Origin of the sequence: Rhodococcus sp. 14C212, assembly GCF_011058195.1 — a bacterium.
Taxonomy (GTDB): Bacteria; Actinomycetota; Actinomycetes; order Mycobacteriales; family Mycobacteriaceae; genus Rhodococcus; species Rhodococcus aetherivorans.
The window spans coordinates 19330-34369 of sequence record NZ_JAALEH010000061.1 but is presented as its reverse complement, the minus strand read 5'-3'; the positions used below and the strand labels follow the sequence as shown (position 1 = coordinate 34369).

17 protein-coding genes and 1 pseudogene are annotated in these 15040 nt (G+C 68.5%); 8 read left to right on the top strand and 10 right to left on the bottom strand.

The window, feature by feature from the left end:
- From G6038_RS21745 to G6038_RS21735, 3 genes and pseudogenes are all read right to left on the bottom strand, one after another.
- Positions 1-323: pseudogene (locus G6038_RS21745) on the bottom strand (BCCT family transporter); the annotation flags it as partial.
- 102 nt (positions 324-425) lie between these two features.
- Positions 426-1007 carry a lipocalin family protein gene (locus G6038_RS21740; protein WP_165039833.1) on the bottom strand — a complete coding sequence of 194 codons (582 nt, stop codon included), beginning with the start codon at positions 1005-1007 and terminating at the stop codon, positions 426-428.
- Positions 1008-1036: 29 nt separating this feature from the next.
- Entirely contained in the window at positions 1037-1708 is a 672-nt protein-coding gene (locus G6038_RS21735; protein WP_165039836.1) for a fasciclin domain-containing protein, read from the bottom strand.
- A gap of 148 nt (positions 1709-1856) precedes the next feature.
- Here G6038_RS21735 and G6038_RS21730 point away from each other — a divergent pair, with 148 nt between their 5' ends.
- From G6038_RS21730 to G6038_RS21720, 3 genes are all read left to right on the top strand, one after another.
- Complete coding sequence (locus G6038_RS21730) at positions 1857-2486, top strand: dienelactone hydrolase family protein (protein ID WP_165039832.1); 630 nt, start codon at positions 1857-1859, stop codon at positions 2484-2486.
- A gap of 219 nt (positions 2487-2705) precedes the next feature.
- The gene (locus G6038_RS21725) at positions 2706-3281 is read left to right on the top strand and encodes a sigma-70 family RNA polymerase sigma factor (RefSeq protein WP_165039831.1); all 576 of its coding nucleotides are present in this window, start codon (positions 2706-2708) and stop codon (positions 3279-3281) included.
- Positions 3271-4023 (top strand): anti-sigma factor, encoded by a 753-nt coding sequence (locus tag G6038_RS21720; protein WP_165039830.1) that lies wholly within the window; start codon positions 3271-3273, stop codon positions 4021-4023. Before G6038_RS21725 ends, G6038_RS21720 begins: the two co-directional genes overlap by 11 nt.
- Positions 4024-4058: 35 nt before the next feature.
- On the opposite strand, the gene G6038_RS21715 is transcribed toward G6038_RS21720, so the two are convergent.
- Positions 4059-4478: a MarR family transcriptional regulator gene (locus G6038_RS21715; protein ID WP_165039829.1), complete on the bottom strand. Its 420-nt coding sequence runs from the start codon at positions 4476-4478 to the stop codon at positions 4059-4061.
- Between the two features lie 74 nt (positions 4479-4552).
- On the opposite strand from G6038_RS21715, the gene G6038_RS21710 reads away from it, so the two are divergent.
- The gene (locus G6038_RS21710) at positions 4553-6625 is read left to right on the top strand and encodes an MMPL family transporter (RefSeq protein WP_165039828.1); all 2073 of its coding nucleotides are present in this window, start codon (positions 4553-4555) and stop codon (positions 6623-6625) included.
- A 120-nt stretch (positions 6626-6745) separates the two neighbouring features.
- Positions 6746-7099 (top strand): HPF/RaiA family ribosome-associated protein, encoded by a 354-nt coding sequence (locus G6038_RS21705; protein WP_165039827.1) that lies wholly within the window; start codon positions 6746-6748, stop codon positions 7097-7099.
- A 139-nt stretch (positions 7100-7238) separates the two neighbouring features.
- On the opposite strand, the gene G6038_RS21700 is transcribed toward G6038_RS21705, so the two are convergent.
- The gene (locus G6038_RS21700) at positions 7239-8537 is read right to left on the bottom strand and encodes a DUF2254 domain-containing protein (protein ID WP_165039835.1); all 1299 of its coding nucleotides are present in this window, start codon (positions 8535-8537) and stop codon (positions 7239-7241) included.
- Between the two features lie 174 nt (positions 8538-8711).
- Between G6038_RS21700 and G6038_RS31930 the strand changes: the two genes are divergently transcribed.
- The 3 genes from G6038_RS31930 to G6038_RS21690 all read left to right on the top strand — a co-directional run bounded on the left by G6038_RS31930 (position 8712) and on the right by G6038_RS21690 (position 10812).
- Complete coding sequence (locus G6038_RS31930) at positions 8712-8834, top strand: hypothetical protein (RefSeq protein WP_276613878.1); 123 nt, start codon at positions 8712-8714, stop codon at positions 8832-8834.
- Positions 8835-9065: 231 nt separating this feature from the next.
- On the top strand, positions 9066-9224 hold the full coding sequence (locus tag G6038_RS21695; protein WP_165039826.1) for a hypothetical protein: 159 nt from the start codon (positions 9066-9068) through the stop codon (positions 9222-9224).
- A gap of 139 nt (positions 9225-9363) precedes the next feature.
- On the top strand, positions 9364-10812 hold the full coding sequence (locus tag G6038_RS21690; RefSeq protein WP_165039825.1) for a hypothetical protein: 1449 nt from the start codon (positions 9364-9366) through the stop codon (positions 10810-10812).
- Between the two features lie 234 nt (positions 10813-11046).
- Here the strand turns inward: G6038_RS21690 and G6038_RS21685 are convergent, their stop codons facing one another.
- Genes G6038_RS21685 through G6038_RS21665 form a run of 5 tightly spaced genes read right to left on the bottom strand, consistent with a single transcriptional unit; the run spans position 11047 to position 15036 of the window.
- Positions 11047-11841 (bottom strand): SDR family NAD(P)-dependent oxidoreductase, encoded by a 795-nt coding sequence (locus G6038_RS21685; protein ID WP_165039824.1) that lies wholly within the window; start codon positions 11839-11841, stop codon positions 11047-11049.
- The gene (locus G6038_RS21680) at positions 11838-12335 is read right to left on the bottom strand and encodes a hypothetical protein (RefSeq protein ID WP_165039823.1); all 498 of its coding nucleotides are present in this window, start codon (positions 12333-12335) and stop codon (positions 11838-11840) included. Before G6038_RS21680 ends, G6038_RS21685 begins: the two co-directional genes overlap by 4 nt.
- Positions 12332-13477 (bottom strand): thiolase family protein, encoded by a 1146-nt coding sequence (locus tag G6038_RS21675; protein WP_165039822.1) that lies wholly within the window; start codon positions 13475-13477, stop codon positions 12332-12334. The genes G6038_RS21680 and G6038_RS21675 overlap by 4 nt, the downstream gene beginning before the upstream one ends.
- A complete protein-coding gene (locus tag G6038_RS21670; RefSeq protein ID WP_206025438.1) occupies positions 13474-13866 on the bottom strand; it encodes an OB-fold domain-containing protein in 393 nt (130 codons plus the stop codon). Before G6038_RS21670 ends, G6038_RS21675 begins: the two co-directional genes overlap by 4 nt.
- Positions 13867-13869: 3 nt before the next feature.
- Positions 13870-15036, bottom strand: coding sequence for an acyl-CoA dehydrogenase family protein (locus G6038_RS21665; protein WP_165039821.1), 1167 nt, complete (start codon positions 15034-15036; stop codon positions 13870-13872).
- Between the last annotated feature and the right edge of the window lie 4 nt (positions 15037-15040).

The following is a 15040-nucleotide window of genomic DNA, read 5'->3' as shown; positions in this document are numbered from 1 at the left end:
GCCGGGCTCCACGACTCCGTTCCGGCTCGGCTCCAGGCCGGCGAACGTGGCGGAGATCCCCGGCCGGTGGCCACCCTTCCGCACACCCGGGGCGGGGCCGGTTCCCGCACGGCCACCTGCAGGTACCGGGGGGCGGTGGCGACCTCGTACCGGAACGCCTTCAGCATCGACACGCACGCCAGCACCATGACGATCGAGAACGGGACCCCCGTGACGAGGAAGGACACGACGACGACGATCGCGAGCAGACTGGTCAGGACGGCCGGCGGCAGACCGTCGAGCAGCACGAACAGCGACGTGTTGGTGTCCACGGTGCCGTCGGCGCCGGTGGCCGAATGTCACATGCGATCGATCGAGGCGATGCAATGTGACATTCGGCCGGGTGGAGCGGCACCGGTACGAGTCCGGTACGCGCAGAAGGTGGTTCACACGGTGCAGAGCGGTTTGATCTCCTGCAGGCCCTCGGTGGTGGGCGAGGTGAGCATGAGGCAACTGTTGTAGCCCTGCTGCTCGACCACGGTCCGGATCTGCTGCCAGGCGGCGTCGTCCACGACGGGCGAACGCGACAGTACGAACCCGGATATCCGGGTCGGGTCCCCCACGAACGCCCACGAGTAGTCGTCCGCGAGGTAGCTCACGATGTAGTTGCTCGGACCGTCCAGCGAATCCTGGGACGGCACACCGGGGAAGCTCACGTGCAACGACGCGGTGTCGTTGACCCGCGCGTTGCCGACGATCCCCCGTCGCTCACCGCTCGCGGTCGTGCACGAGTTCTCCACCCGGACGTTGCGCTCGTCGAGCAGCGTGTAGTTCGCCGTGGTGTCGCGCACGCAGTCGAGATTGAACGGAGCGGGATTGGCGGCCAGCTGATACCAGGTGCCCATGTACCGGTTCACGTCCAGCTCCGCCACCGGGGTGAGCGGGGCTGCCTGCGCCGGTGCCGCCATGAGGGCGGCGCCCGCGGCGGCCAGGACGGCCGCCGCGAGGCCTCGGATCGTTCGTTTCACGTCGCTCCTCGGGTGCTACCGGGTCCGGGTCACTGCTGCGGTGCCGGCGGCAGCAGGACGGAGTCGATGAGGTAGACGGTCGCGTTGGCCGTCTTCACGCCGCCACAGATGACGTTGGCGTCGTTCACCTTCCATTCCTCGCCTTCACCGGTCACCTCGACCGTACCGCCCTGGACGGTGGTCTGGGTACCTTCGATGTCCGACGGCGCGATCTGGCCGGGCACGACGTGGTAGGTGAGAATGGTGGTGAGGGTGGCCGTATCAGTCTTCAGGCTCTCGATGGTTGCCGGATCGACCTTGGCGAAGGCGTCGTCGACCGGCGCGAACACCGTGAACTCGCCGCTGTTGAGCGTTTCGACGAGATTCACCTGTGGGTTGAGCTGCCCGCTGATCGCCGCGTTCAACTGGGTCAGAATCGGAATGTCGGCGACGGCAGTCCCGACGGGTTGCTGCGCGATGGCCTCCAGCGAGCCCGGCCCGCTGGGAACCTGCTCGGCGTACGCGGCGCAACCCGGACCCACCGGGGCCGACGCCATGGCCTCGGAGGTGGGAGACATCGCCGACGTGGCGCTCTCCATCGCCGACGTGGCAGTCGCCGCCGGCGACGAATCCGAGTCGTCGGACGAGCACGCCGCGACACCCATCATCGCCATTGCGCCGATTCCGACTGCCGCCAAGCTCTTTCGCGTGTTGATAACCATGGCCCCAATTCCCTTCGGTGTCGTGGTCCTCGCGACCACGTCGGTCAGGTGTGTCATCTGCCATTCGGCGCGGGCGGAAGGGCGGATGGGTGGATCTGCAAGATTTTTTCCGACCCATCCGATTTCGGCCACGCTCCGAACAACGGGCATGGAGATCGTATCGAACCGGCCCCGCGCTCATGTGCTGGTTCTGCCAGGCGGCAAGCCGGTCAGCACGTCCGCCGCCCGGCCGTGGCACCTGTCCGCGCTGCGGATGACCCTGCTGACCGAGTCCCTGCGTTCCCGGCTGAGCAGGTACGACATCACCGTCGGGCAGGTGCGCTACACCCACCGCGGATGGAACGGGGACCGGATGAGTCCCGTCCACGACGCACTGCGTGCCCTCGACGAGGTGCACCGGCGGCGCGGCGACGTTCGGATCGGGCTCGTGGGCCACTCCATGGGCGGAAGGGTGGCGGCACACCTCGCGGCACAGCCCGGCGTCGGGGCCGTCGTCGCGCTGGCACCGTGGTGGCCCGACAACGACGGCGCCCTCGTCCCACCCGAGCGACGGCTGCTGGTGGTGCACGGTACCGCCGACACGTGGTGCGATCCGCGCCTGAGCGCGGTCCAGACCGCCCAGGCCCGCGGACGCGGCGTCGACGCCCAGTTCCGGCCGCTGGCGGGGGCGGGCCATTTCCTGCTCACCAAGCCGGGCTGGTGGCATGCCGTCACCGCCGAGTTCCTCCGTGACTCCCTGGTCCCGGCCGGCCGGCAGGCAGGGGAAGGCCATGCCTGACACCCCACGCGACGTCGCGGTGATCGGCGGCGGTGGCGCCCGCCTGCTGCAACGGGCCGGCGACGGTGCGCTCGAGAATTCCTCCCGGAGGTGATCGCCTTGCTCGATTCGACTCTTGCCTCGCCCGCCGGTCCCGGCCCCCCGAACGGCTCGCCCGAGCGTGGCTTGAGCCGCCCGAATCGCCCGACTAGGCTTTCGTTCGATGAGCGGACAGGGCCGATGACCGGCGTCGGCGGACGTACCGACACACTCGATGCGCTGCTCGCGCGCGTGGCGGTGCAGGACGCGGCTGCATTCGCCGAGTTCTACGACCTGACCCGCGCCCGCGTGTACGGCATGATCCTGCGCGTCCTGCGCGACCCCGGCTACAGCGAGGAGACCGCGCAGGAGGTCTACCTGCAGGTCTGGCGTTCCGCCTCCGGTTTCGACGCCGCGCAGGGTTCGGCGCTGTCCTGGCTGATCACCCTGGCGCACCGCCGGGCCGTCGACCGGGTGCGGTCCGAGCAGTCCGGGGCCGACCGCGAGGCACGCTACGGCGCGAGCAACGTCGACGCGGAGTTCGACGTCGTCAGCGAGGAGGCGGCCCGGCGCGAGGACCGGCAGCAGGTCGCCCACTGCCTGGGCACGCTGACCGATCTGCAACGCCGGTCCGTCGAACTGGCCTACTTCGGTGGGCTGACGTACCGCGAGGTGTCCGAACAACTTTCGGTCACGCTACCGACCGTGAAATCGAGAATCCGAGACGGACTGCTCCGTCTGCGCAAGTGTCTGGGGGTGCAGGGCGATGACGAGTGAGGCCCGGCCCGGTTTCGGCGATGTGGACCGCGAACTGATCGACCTCGCGGTCGTGTACGCGCTCGACGCGGTGTCCGATGCCGAACGCCGCGACATCGAGACCCGGGTGGCCGAAGCCGCCCCCGAGGTGGCGGCGGCGTTCGCCCGGGAGACGGCGGCCGTCCGGGAGACCATGGCCGTGGTGTCGGCGTCGACGGCCACCGAGCCGCCGGCCGGTCTGCGCGAGCGTCTGCTGGACGCGATCGCCGCCGAATCCGGCCCGCAGGCGCCGCCCGTCGCACCGGTCTCGCTGGACGAGCGGCGCAGCCGGCGTCGCAACTTCCTGCTCGCCGCGGCGGCCGCACTGCTCGTCGCCGTGGGTGGTTTCGCCGTCGTCGCCCAGTGGCAGGAGGACACCGCACCCACGTCGGCGCAGGTGTTCGCGGCGGAGGACGTGCGCACCACGTCGGGTGAGATCGAGGGCGGCGGAGTCGCCACGGTGGTGTACTCGAAGGACGCCGACGCCGGGGTGCTGGTGATGAACAACGTGGCGCCGCCCGCCGAGGGCAGCGTCTACCAGATGTGGCTGATCACCCCCGAGGGCCCGGAGTCCGCGGGCATCATGGACGCCGAGGCGGTGGCGCCGTCCACCACGGCCGTCCTCGAGGGGGTCGGGCATTCGACCGCCCTGGCATTCAGCGTCGAACCGCCGGGCGGGTCGGCGCAGCCGACGCAGATCTTCGCCCAGCTGCCGCTGGGCTGATCCGGGGGACCGACCCGCCCGCACCTCCGGGCGGCTCAGCGCTGTGCCGATCGGACCAGTTCGATCAGAAGGGAGCGCAAGGTGGCGGGGTCGGACACCACCGCGGTCGGCTGCGCATCGGTGCGCTCGAGTTCGATCATCGCCCGGTACAGCTCGTGCCCCGATTCGGTGATCCGGACGCGCATGCGCCGCTCGTCGGCGGGATCGACGGTGCGCGTGGCGAATCCGGACCGCTCGAGGTGCTCGACGGTCCGGCTCATCGTCTGGTCGGTCACGCGGCAGGCCCGGGCGATCTCCCGCTGGGAGCGCGGACCGTCGGCGATCGTGTGCAGGGCCACCAGCCCCGCGTGGGTGAGGCCGTGGGCGCGCAGAGTCGATTCCCAGGCCTGCTCCACCAGCCGGGCGGCCGTGGACAGCAGCCGGCCGGTCGGCCAGCTCTCGAGATCGTCGGTCATGAGATACCTTTTCGCTATTGTTCAGTTAGCTGAGTAATCTGGGCTCGGCGTATTCGCATTCTCCTGGAGGAAGATTGAACACCGTCACCGCGCCGGCTCGTTCACCTCGTCGCATCCGCTGGCTGCTGCCGGCGCTGCTGCTGATCGCGTGGCTCGCGATCGCCGGCGCCGGCGGACCCTTCGCCGGCAAGCTCAGCGAAGTCCAGCAGAACGACAACAGCTCGTTCCTCCCGGCCTCCGCGGAATCCACCCGGGCGGGCGAACTCTATGCGGACTTCACCGACACCCGTTTCGTGCCCGCGATCGTCGTCGCCGAACGCCCCTCCGGCATCACCCCCGACGACCTCGCCTACCTCGCGGGGGCCTCGGCGGGCCCGCCGCCGGTCCCGTCGCAGGACGGTCAGGCCGCGCGGATGATCGTGCCGATCGACAGCACCGGAGAGGTCGGGGACGCCGTCGACGAACTGCGCGCCGAGCTCGCCGATCCGCCCGAGGGGCTGACGATCTACGTCACCGGTCCCGCCGGGCAGATCGCCGATCTGACGACGGCGTTCGAGGGCATCGACGGCCTGCTGCTGCTGGTCGCCGGCGGTGTGGTGCTGCTGATCCTCGTCGTCGTCTATCGCAGTCCCCTGCTGCCGTTCGTGGTGATCCTCTCGGCGGTGTTCGCCCTCACGCTGGCGAGCCTGCTCGTGTACCTGCTGGCCGACGCCGACGTCATCGCCCTCAACGGACAGAGCCAGGGCATCCTGTTCATCCTCGTCTTCGGCGCCGCGACCGACTATGCGCTGCTACTGGTGTCCCGCTACCGCGAGGAACTGCGCCTCGAACCGGACCGGTTCGCCGCGATGCGCACCGCGTGGCGGGCCACGCTGGAACCGATCGCCGCGTCGGCGGGCACCGTCATCGCCGGCGTGCTGTGCCTGTTGCTGTCCGACCTGAACTCCAACCGCGGCCTCGGCCCCGTCGCCGCGATCGGCATCGTCGCCTCGTTCGTCGCCTCCATGACGTTCCTGCCGTCCGCACTGGTGCTCCTCGGCCGGGCCGCGTTCTGGCCGAAGCGGCCGACGGCCGAGCCCGACGCCGATCGGGACGACCTGGCGTCGGCGCACCGGTTCTGGAACGGGCTCGCACAGCGGGTCGGCGCCCATCCGCGGAGGATCTGGGTGGTCTCGAGCCTCGTCCTCGTCGGCTTCGCCATGCTGCTGCCGCAGTTCAAGGCCGACGGCGTCGCCCAGTCCGAGATCTTCCTGCTCGAGACCGACTACGTGACCGGCCAGGAGATGCTCGGCAGGCACTTCGACGCCGGCACCGGCTCCCCCACCGTGATCATCACCCGCGAGTCCGCGGCCGGCGACGTCGCCGCCGCGGCCCGCGTCGAGGGCGTCACCGAGGTGACGCCGGTGACCGGTCCGGACGGTGCGACGACCGTCGTCGACGGCCGCGTCGCACTACAGGCGACCCTGTCGGATCCCGCCGACTCGCCGGCCGCCGAGAACACCGTCGAACGCATCCGCGACGCGGTCGGCGGAGTACCGGGGGCCGAGACCCTCGTGGGCGGGACCACGGCGGTCGACCTGGACACCAAGAACACCGCCGCCCGCGACCGCACGGTGATCATTCCCGTCGTCATCGCGGTCGTGCTGCTGATCCTGATCCTGCTGCTGCGGGCACTCGTCGCGCCGGTGCTGCTGATGCTGACGGTCGTCGTGTCCTTCGCCGCGACCCTCGGCGTGTCGTCGCTGGTCTTCGACCACCTGCTCGGGTTCCCCGGCGCCGACCCGGTGGTGCCGCTGTTCGGCTTCGTCTTCCTCGTCGCGCTGGGCATCGACTACAACATCTTCCTGATGACCCGGGTACGGGAGGAGAGCGCCCGGGTGGGCACCAGACGCGGCACGCTGCGGGCCCTGACCGTGACCGGCGGGGTGATCACCTCCGCAGGCATCGTCCTGGCCGCGACGTTCTCGGCGCTGGCGGTGATCCCCCTGCTGTTCCTCGCGCAGATCGCGTTCATCGTCGCGTTCGGCGTGCTGCTCGACGCACTGCTGGTCCGGTCGCTGCTCGTGCCGGCGCTGACGATCGACATCGGAAAGCGGATCTGGTGGCCGAGCAAGCTCGCGCGCAGGGAGCCGGAGGAGGTCGGCTGACGCGGCCTGCGGGTTGCCCACCCGTACCGAGTTCGGGTGGAATCGACACGACGCAGCGCGCGAAGGCGCGGAGAACGACCTCCGGCCGTACCGACGCGCTCGAGAAGGAGACAGCTCGCGATGCAGATCCAGCTCAACAAGGACAGCCACATCCAGATCGACGACGACATCGCCCGTCGGCTCGAGGAGGAGCTGGAGTCCGCGCTGAACCGGTTCGCCGACCGGATCACCCGGGTGGAGATCCACCTCAGCGACGAGAACGCGGACAAGTTCGGCACCACGGACAAGCGTTGTCTCCTCGAGGCGCGGATCGCCGGCCAGCAACCGATCGTCGTCACCCACAACGCAGGGTCGGTGAAGGAGGCCTTCGACGGGGCTGTGCACCGCCTTCACAGCCTGCTCGATTCCAAGCTCGGCCGCTCGACCGACCACAAGGGCGGCCCCTCCATCCGTCACATGGAGGTCGACGAGTAGACGGCGCTCCCAGGAGTCCTCGGGACGAGAATCGCCGCGCCGATCCGGAGTCCGCGCCGGGAAAACGACCGGGCGGATTCCGGAACGGCGGGCGGACCTCCGGACGGCAGGCCGGATTCCGGCCGTCACACGCGGCGCATCAGTCCACGCGGTGCTCGGCCGGGTCGACCGGCGACTCGGCCACGGCCCGGAACCGCTCGAGATCCTCGGGATGGAGCCCGGGCTCGGCCGCCACGGCGTCCACCAGCAACCGCAGTTGCCGCCCCAGCGCCGGGACGTGCTCGTCACGGCCCGCGGCCCGCACGTGGTCGGTCAACATGCGCAGCACCCGCGCGACTGTGGTGGCCACATGCACCTGCCGCGGACACGCCTGCCGGATCTGGTCGAAGGCATGCTCGATGTACTCCGGTGGAGACAGGATCCACGGGCGCAGCAGCACCCGGCCGTCGGCGCCGGACACCGACAGCGCCGGCACGTCGGCGGTCAGCAGCGTCCGCAGCAGGCTGCCGATGCGGAGCACCACCTCGGTCGCGGTGGTGGGGTCGTTGATCGCGGAACTGAGGGCGCGCAGGGCGATGTCGACCAGTTGACGCAACGCGAAGTCCACATCCTGCTGCATCGTGCGGGTGTCGGAGATCTCGACCGCGGCCTCGAGCCGGTGCCGGACCCTCGCGGCACCGTTCGGCACCGGCCAGACGCGCAGCAGCACTTCCCCTCGGTGGATGTAGGCGCCCGGCCGTGTTTCCAACCGCACCACCGTCGAAGGGGGTACCGACGCGAGAATGTGCTCGGTCGGTGCCTGGGTGATCCAGCCGTCCCGGACGGCGGGAACCGTCATGACCGCGTCGGGATCCGGCCGGGGCACCGCCCGAGCAGGGCTCTCCTTGCGGCTCTCCCGGACCGTTGCGTCGATCACCCCGTCCGCTTCGGCGGCGATCGTGCGCACCACCTCGCCGACCTGCAAGCCGTGCGCGAGCCGGTCGAGGTAGGCGACGATCAGCACGACGGTGGCCACCGTCAGCGCCAGGGCCACCGTCATCGACACTCCCGGCGCCGGATCGTCGGCCTCGCCTCCGACGTGCCGCAGCGTCAGCACGCAGTAGACGAACGTCGCCACGAGCATTCCGATCACCGTCTGGCTCAAGCGATCCCGGATGAACGAGCGCATCACCCGGGGAGAGAACTGGCTGCTGGCCAACTGGAGGCTGACCACGGTCAGCGAGAACACCACGCCGGCTGTGGTGATCGTCGCCCCCGCCACGGTGCTGAGCAACCACGTCGCACCATTGCTGTTCATCTGCACAGCCCAGCCCGCACCGTCGGGGGCGTAGGTACGGTCGACGTACGCGGTCACCTCGGCGAGGATCACCCCGGCAGCGACGATCAGCGTCGGCAGCGCGAACAGGCTCTCCCGAAATCGGTAGGTGGCGGCCGCCATACGCAATTGCGGCAACGGTCTCGGACGGACACTCATACCTGACGACGTTATCCACCATCGGGAACATCCGGGCGGGGAGGTGCGACAGGGCGCCGTTCCGGCGAACTGGACTTTATTTTTTTGTTGGGTATGGTCGGGGCCAGTTTGCGATTGCCGATTCGGAAAGGATTGACAATGGCCGCCAAGTCCGCCGTCAAGAGTTCCAAACAGTCCGCTCGCGCCCTCAAGGAGCGACGCGCGGAAAAACGAGCCAAGGCGCTCGAGTCCACCCAGTTCATCCGCAAGCGAAAGAGCTGACCGCGGATCGACGATCACCGCTCCGAACGAAATGGATTTCACGAAAACAGTTCTCGAGAGACTCTACGGGCAGCTCGGAAACGAGATCGCCCGCGCGGACCCGGGGGACGAATTTCTTCCGGGATATCACCGGGGAATGCGGACCGCGCGACTGTACGTCCTCGACGAATTGGCTCGCCATTCCACACTGCCTGCCACCATCAGAAAAATGACGAGAGAAGCGCACCTCCCATGAACACGGCACAGCACGCGCTCGGGAGAATTCGAGCGAACCTGGAAAAAGATCTGGAGACACTCGGCCGCGCCGAGCACACCCCCGGGTTCCGCCGGGGACTGCGCGAGGCGTTGACTCGCGTGACGGAACTCGAGGACGCCACTGCGACGGGCTGACCCTCCCGGATCTCTCCGCCCCGGCCCGGACGCTGCGTCCCGGAGCCGGGGCGGAGCGCTTCGCGCCGGAGGCGCCGACCTCGTCACCGTGCCGAAAGCGAAGAAGCAGATGCCGCGCCGGTATACCGATGTTGTTGCCGTGCATGCCGAACCGATGCCGTCCCAGGCTCGACCCGGGGTGCTGAAGGTGATGTTCCTGCCGCTGGACGTTGCAGCGAGCAGGCTTCCGCCCGCCGTTCCCGCCGTTGCGGGCACCGAGCCGTTCCTCCCGGCGCGCATAGCCGACGCCGGAGGTGCCGATCACCTCGAGCGGGCACCGAGCCTGCTGGCGTTCCGGCACCTCACGGACCCCGGCCACGGCCCCGTCACCTTCGGACCGGTCCAGCGTCCGGCGGTGAGCACTCCACCGTCGGCGCCCGGCCGGACCCATGTCGGGATGCCCGGCGCGTGTGCGTCCCTGTGGGAGGTGCCCGGCAGCGGACTGGTGCTGGTGTGCGAGGAGCTGACCGCCGAGGCGCCCGGCACCGTGCTGACCTGGCACAGCGATCCACTCTTCGACGGTGCCGAGACCGGGTTCCGTCGTGCGCTCGACGCATTTCTGGCGCCGTTCCGGGTGACCGCCGATGCCGGCCTGGTGGATCTCTTCCCCCGGCTCGACACCCGGCTGCCCGACCCCGCGGTGTACCGCCCGCTCGGCGAGGTGGTCGTTCGCACCGCTCGTCCCCTTGCGGCCGAGCGCACCGTCGAGGGATTGGTCGTCGAGGTCGCCGGGGACGGGTCCGATGCGGTGCGCCGGCTCGTCGGCCCGCCCTGCTCCGGCACCCTCGCCGACGGGGTGTCACGGGCGTCCGGGCGGTTGCACACCTGGCATCCGGAACCGTTGGCCGATGCGCCGGTACGGGCCGGGGCGCAGCTGGGCGTCCGCGACGACGCCCGGGCGATGCTGGTCGATCTCGGCGCCGCAGACCGTCACGGTTACCTCGGGGACGGTACCCGCGAGATGCTCTACCACCTGATCTGCTGGGTCGGCGCCCGGGCACACCTGCACACCGATCGGCGCCGGCTGCTCGGGCGCCTGCGCACCCACCGCTCACACGACCGTGCGCAGCTCCTCACCGCGCTCGACGAGGTGGCCGCCGTGCGTGCGCGCCTGGTCGAGGTTGCGCTGCTGTGCGCTCCCCCCGACGACGCCCCGGGACGGATCGCGCCGACGCGGTTGCGCTCGCTGCTCGCGCACCGGGCGAGCGCGGAGATCGACGGGGCACGAGCCGAGTTGACCGAGCTGTGCGCCACCGCCGACCTGGTACTGCACCGGCGCCTACACACCGCTCGCCCCCGGCCGCAGCCGCTGCCCGCCGCACCCGCCGTCCTGTCGGCGATCGCACTTCCGGCAGCGGCGACGGCGGCGCTGCTCGTCCCGCTGCAGCATCTGCACCCCCCGGCGCTCGTGCCGGCCGCCGTGTCCGCCGCCCTGGCCGTGGCGTTCCTGGCGGCACCGCGACGAGATGGTGATGCAGGCGGCCCCGTGCCGTTCCGGCGTCGGGACCCGCGGGCGCTTCGCCGCAGGGACGCCGGACCCGGAGTGTAGAGAATTCGTCAGGACATCGGCCGCGAGCGTCAAGATTCCGTATGGATCGCGGTCCGCGGACGGGCGCGGTGCGACAGTCATCGGTGACATCGGCTACCAGCGGGGCGACGACCTTGTTCGTAAGATCGTTCGGATTCGCGTAAACGGGATTGGAAGGCATGCTGACCCTTTCGTGGTGTTTTGACTTCAGCTGAAAGGGCGGTCTTCTGCGCAATGTCCGGACGAGTCTTCTCGTTACGCGGAGACGGTGTCCTTTCTGACCGAGCCGCTGATGCTTCGACCCCCGCATACCGGAATACTCTGTCCGGTAACGTAACCGGCGTTGGCGTCGCCGAGGAAGGCAACCGCGCGGGCCACATCGATGGGCCGTCCTACCCGGCCGACCGGGATGGAGTGCCGGACCCGATCGAGGATGTGGGCGGGCATCGAATTCGACATCGGTGTTTCGATGAACCCGGGTGCAATGCAGTTGACGGTGATGCCGTCGGGCGCCAGGGACAACGACAGGCTTCTACTCACGCCGGCGATCCCACCCTTGGAGGCGGCATAGTTGGTGGAGCCGAAGTTGCCCAGCCAGGCACGCGAAGTCAACGAGATGATCCGGCCACTTCCTGAGCAGCGCAGCGCTGGCAGAGCTGCGGCGGTGGTGGTCAGCATCCCGATCAGATTGACCTCGATGACCTGGCGGAAAACCGCGGGGTCCATTTTCTCGATGCGGGCGTCCTTGAGGATTCCCGCGCAGTTCACCAGAACGTCGAGTCCACCGAGATCGGCGACGGTGGCATCGACGGCGGCTTGTATGGACTGCCGGTCGGCGAGGTCTGCGGCTCGGGCCGACACAGCTACACCGGTTGCGTCGGCGATGTCGTTCGCTACGGTTTGCAATGCAACTTCGGAGATGTCCGACAGCCCTAAGCTGTATCCGAGTTCGGCCAGGTGTTCGGCGATACCCCGTCCGATGCCGCCCGCAGCGCCGGTGATGAAGGCGACACGAGCACGCGGCGTGGATTGCTGGTGGTCGGGGTTCATGGGTGCAGCCTCCCGAGGTCGGCGCCATTGGCAGCGTAAAGTTCTTGGCCGGTCACCGCAGTGGCATGCTCAGCGGTCACCGTGGCGATCAGCTCGGTAACGGCCGGTTCGTTGGGGTCGGTGTCGAAGAAGATCGCGTTCGCGGCACCGCCGTGCCGCTGCAACTCGATCGCGACCGACCGGACGAAGCTGATCAGAGCCCCCGTAACCGCGCAATCCAATGGTCTGAGCGGATCCCCCAGGGCCGCAGACGCGGGGGCGAGGACGACCACCCGACCGCGACCGTGTGTTTCGGTTATCGACGGCCAGTGATGCTGAACGGCGGAGAACGCGGACAGCAGCGGATGTGCCACCGCATGCTCGAGGTCTGCGGTGTCGAGCGTCTGATCACCGTCTGCGCCGCGGAAGACGAGCACCACTACCGGGGAGGCGGCTACGTCGGCGGGGTTCGCGGGATCAGTGAGGTCGATTGTAGTGACCGTGGAGGCAGTCATCGCGTCACCAGCAGGACTGTGACCGAGCCACCGTCGGTGCCGCTGACGGTGCCTCCCTTGCAATAGGCGAGCCCGACGTTCGCTTCGTCGACTTGCCGTCTACCGGCTCGGCGGGTGAGTTGCCAGGTGAGCTCGCAGATCTGCGCGACGCCGGTGGCACCCACCGGGTGTCCACGGCTGAGGAGGCCGCCGCTGACGTTGACGGGAAGTTTGCCCCCGATCGAGGTGTTACCGCTCTCTGTCCATCGCCCACCCTCACCGACCGGGACGACGCCGAGGCCTTCCAGGCGCACGATCTCGGCGATGGTGAAGCAGTCGTGCATCTCCACCAGGTCGATGTCTTCCGGCCCGTATCCGGTGATGTTCCACGCCTGTTCACCCGCTCGACGAGAGACGTCCTCGTCGTTGAGGTTGGTGTCGGCAGTGACGATTTTGCCGCTGACCAGGGCGCAGCCGGCGATACGCGGAGCTGATGAACGCCCTAGTCTGGCGAGACCGGCCGCACTGCACAGAACCACTGAGGCGGCACCGTCGCTGATGGGACTGCAATCGAGAAGTCCCAGTGGCTCGGCGATGGTGCGGGCGTCGAGAACTTCCTGCAAACTGATCGGTCGCTGGTATTGAGCGAACGGGTTGTGCACCGAGTGGGCGTGATTCTTCACGGCCACCGCGGCGATCTGCTCGCGAGTGGCACCGTGGTCGGACATATACCGCCGCGCACTCATTCCATGATTGGCGGCCATGACCAGGCCGTTGATGGCATCGAGGTCCGTGGGGTCGGGCATGACACCGCCGGAGACACGGTCGGTCATCTTCTCCGCACCGATGACCAAGACGATGTCATACAGCCCGGCCTTGATCGCGATCCACGCTTCGCGGATCGCGGTCGCCCCGCTGGCGCAGTAATTTTCGTGGTTGGAGACGGGAAGCCCGCCAAGACCCATCTGCGCCGCGACGCGTTGGCCGGCGACCGGGCCGCCGAACACGTGCCCGACGTAGACGGATTCGATATCCTTGGTGGTCACACCCGCGTCAGACATCGCTTCGCGGGCAGCGCCGACGGCGAGTTTCTCGAACGTGATGTCGACGGGGTATTTGCCGAATCGCACCATGCCGGCGCCGGCGATGTAGGTCTCGCTCATCGGTTCTCCTCGGTGCCCCGGAATCGATACCACCACAGTGGTTCTCCGGAGGAATCGGTCTTCAACGTAAACAACTCGACGGCAACTTCGTCGTCGATCGCGACGGTGCCTGTCGCCGCGCCCAACAACCGGACACCGTCGTCGAGATCGACGGTCACCAAGGTGTAGGGCGTCTGTAACGGGGGCGGGGCCTGGTGAACGATGGTCCAGCTGGTGACTCGACCTCGGTCGGCCAGCAGGACGTTGTCGATGGCGTCGGCGCCGCAAATGGGGCACAGCGGCCGCTCCGGGAACGAACGCCGGCTGCACGCCCGGCAGGCGATACCCTTGAGGCCCTGGGGCTCCAAGCTGACAACGTCGCTTCTCAGTGGTGAACCTGTGGAAGTCATGGGCTACACTCCGCCTCTCTGGACCAGCTGCGCTGCAATGATGTTCTTCTGAATTTCATTCGTACCCTCGCCGACGATCATCAGGGGGGCGTCGCGGAAGTACCGCTCGATGTCGTACTCGGTCGAGTAGCCGTATCCGCCGTGAATGCGCAGCGCGGACAGCGCGACCTCCATCGCGGTCTCGGAGGCGAACAATTTCGCCATTCCCGCCTCCATGTCACATCGGAGTCCGGCGTCGAATCGACTGGCGGCAAACATGGTCAGCTGACGCGCGGCAGTGAGTTTGGTTGCCATGTCGGCAAGTTGGTGACCGATTGCCTGATGCTTCCAGATCGGCTTGCCGAACGACTGCCGATCCTGTGCGTATTGCAGCGCGTCTTCGAGCGCGGCGCGGCCGACCCCGAGGGCGCGGGAGGCGACCTGGATCCGACCGGTCTCGAGGCCCTTCATCATCTGGGCGAAGCCGTGGCCCTCGGCGCCGCCGAGTACGGCCGAAGAGGGAACTCGGAAGTTGTCGAAGGAGAGCTCGCAGCTCTCGACGCCCTTGTATCCGAGCTTGGGGAGGTCACGCGAGACGGTCAGTCCGGGGCCGTGCTCGACGAGCAGGATGGAGATGCCCTTGTGCGTCGGGGTGGCCTGGGGGTCGGTCTTGCAGAGCAGGGCGATGAGGCCGGAGCGGCGCGCATTGCTGATCCAGGTCTTCGAACCGTTGACGAGGTATTCGTCCCGTTCGAGGCGTGCATGGGTACGCATCGCCTGGAGGTCGGATCCGCCGCCGGGTTCGGTCAGGGCCATGGTCGCGCGCAGTTCGCCGGTGGCCATCCGAGGAAGGTAGGTGGCCTTCTGGTCGGGGGTTCCGAAGGTGGTGAGCAGTTTCGCGACGACGGTGTGACCGCCCATGGCGCCGGCCAAGCTCATCCAGCCGCGCGAGAGCTCCTCGGTGACCTGGACGTAGCACGGCATCGAAACCGGAGCGCCCCCGAACTGCTCGGGAATGGCCAGCCCGTAGATGCCGATCTTCTTCATCTGTTCGATGAATTCCTCGGGGTACTCGTTCTGGTGTTCCATCTCGTGTACGACTGGCTTCACATCGCGGTCGATGAAGTCGCGGACGGTCTGGACGAGGAGTTGTTCTTCCTCGGGGATGTCGATATTCACGTGAGAGTCCATCTGC